The sequence below is a fragment of the Microbispora sp. NPDC088329 genome (genome assembly GCF_040685655.1).
Taxonomy (GTDB): Bacteria; Actinomycetota; Actinomycetes; order Streptosporangiales; family Streptosporangiaceae; genus Microbispora.
The window spans coordinates 1-2261 of record NZ_JBFBIP010000058.1 but is presented as its reverse complement, the minus strand read 5'-3'; the positions used below and the strand labels follow the sequence as shown (position 1 = coordinate 2261).

Sequence of the window (2261 nt, the reverse complement as noted above, 5' to 3'; positions counted from 1 at the left end):
CCCAGCGGCTGCTGGGTGATCATCGAGTACGGACCGGTCGAGCGAGCGTGGATCTTGTCGTCGACCAGGTGCAGCAGCTTCAGGATGTAGATGTAACCGACCGAGATCGGGTGCGGGAACGGCTCACCGGAGCGGCCGTCGAACAACCGCGCCTTGCCGTTCTCCCCCACCATCCGGGAGCCGTCCCGGTTGAGCAGGGTGCTGTCGAGCAGGCCGACGATCTCCTCCTCGTGGGCGCCGTCGAACACCGGCGTGGCGACCTTGGTCCAGGGCTCGACCCTGTCCAGGCCCTTGTCGCGCAGGCGCTCGGCCCAGGCCTCCTCGATGCCGCTGACGTCCCACCCTCGGGCGGCGATCCACCCGAGATGTGTTTCCAGCACCTGGCCGACGTTCATTCGGCCGGGCACACCCAGCGGGTTGAGGACGATGTCGACCGGGGTGCCGTCCTCCAGGAACGGCATGTCCTCCACCGGCAGGATCTTGGAGATGACGCCCTTGTTGCCGTGGCGACCGGCCAGCTTGTCACCATCGGTGATCTTGCGCTTCTGCGCCACGTAGACGCGGACCAGCTCGTTCACGCCCGGAGGAAGCTCGTCGCCCTCCTCACGGCTGAACACGCGCACGCCGATGACCTTGCCGGACTCACCGTGCGGCACCTTCAGCGAGGTGTCGCGCACCTCGCGCGCCTTCTCCCCGAAGATCGCCCGCAGCAGCCGCTCCTCGGGGGTCAGCTCCGTCTCACCCTTCGGCGTGACCTTGCCGACCAGGATGTCACCGGTCACGACCTCGGCGCCGATGCGGATGATGCCGCGCTCGTCGAGGTCGGCCAGCGCGTCCTCGGAGGCGTTCGGGATGTCGCGGGTGATCTCCTCGGGGCCCAGCTTGGTGTCGCGGGCGTCGACCTCGTGCTCCTCGATGTGGATCGACGACAGCACGTCGTCCTGCACCAGGCGCTGGGACAGGATGATCGCGTCCTCGTAGTTGTGGCCCTCCCACGGCATGAACGCCACGAGCAGGTTCTTGCCGAGCGCCATCTCACCGTTGTCGGTGCACGGCCCGTCGGCGACGACCTGGCCCTGCTCGACCCGGTCGCCCTCGGCCACGATCGGCTTCTGGTTGAAGCAGGTGCCCTGGTTCGACCGCTTGAACTTGGCGACCCGGTAGGTCGTCCGGGTGCCGTCGTCGTTCATCACGGTGACGTAGTCGGCCGAGACCTCCTCCACCACACCGGCCTTCTCGGCAGTGATGACGTCACCGGCGTCGGTCGCGGCGCGGTATTCCATGCCGGTGCCGACCAGCGGGGCCTCGCTCTTGAGCAGGGGCACCGACTGCCGCTGCATGTTCGAGCCCATGAGCGCACGGTTGGCGTCGTCGTGCTCGAGGAACGGAATCATGGCGGTCGCGACCGACACCATCTGGCGCGGCGAGACGTCCATGTAGTCGACCTCGGACGGGTGGACGGCCTCGAACTCGCCACCCTTACGGCGGGCGAGCACGCGGGTCTCGGCGAACGAGCCGTCGGCGTTCAGGGCCGTGTTGGCCTGCGCCACGACGTGCCGGTCCTCCTCGTCCGCGGTCAGGTAGTCGATCTGGTCGCTCACCTTGCCGTCGACGACGCGGCGGTACGGCGTCTCGACGAAACCGAACGAGTTGACCCGCCCGTAGGAGGACAACGAGCCGATCAGGCCGATGTTCGGGCCTTCCGGCGTCTCGATCGGGCACATCCGGCCGTAGTGCGAGGGGTGCACGTCGCGGACCTCGAAGCCCGCACGCTCACGCGACAGACCACCGGGACCCAGGGCGGACAGACGCCGCTTGTGCGTCAGGCCGGCCAGCGGGTTCGTCTGGTCCATGAACTGCGACAGCTGCGAGGTGCCGAAGAACTCCTTGATCGACGCCACGACCGGGCGGATGTTGATCAGGGTCTGCGGCGTGATCGCCTCGACGTCCTGCGTGGTCATGCGCTCGCGGACGACGCGCTCCATGCGGGCCAGGCCCAGGCGGACCTGGTTCTGGATCAGCTCGCCGACGCTGCGCAGACGGCGGTTGCCGAAGTGGTCGATGTCGTCGGTCTCGACGACCACCGAGCCCTCCGGGCCCATCGTCTCCTCGCCGGCGTGCAGCCGGACGATGTACTCGATGGTGGACACGATGTCCTCATCGGTCAGCGTGCCCTGGGTGATGTCGGCCTGGACGCCCAGCTTCTTGTTGATCTTGTAGCGGCCGACCTTCGCGAGGTCGTAACGCTTCGGATTGAAGTA

At 67.6% G+C, this 2261-nt stretch carries 1 protein-coding gene; it reads right to left on the bottom strand.

Features of this window, described 5'->3' with window-relative positions; all coding sequences use genetic code 11:
• On the bottom strand, positions 1–2261 hold a 2261-nt coding region (gene rpoB, locus AB0O28_RS39750; RefSeq protein WP_363648210.1), incomplete at both ends, for a DNA-directed RNA polymerase subunit beta.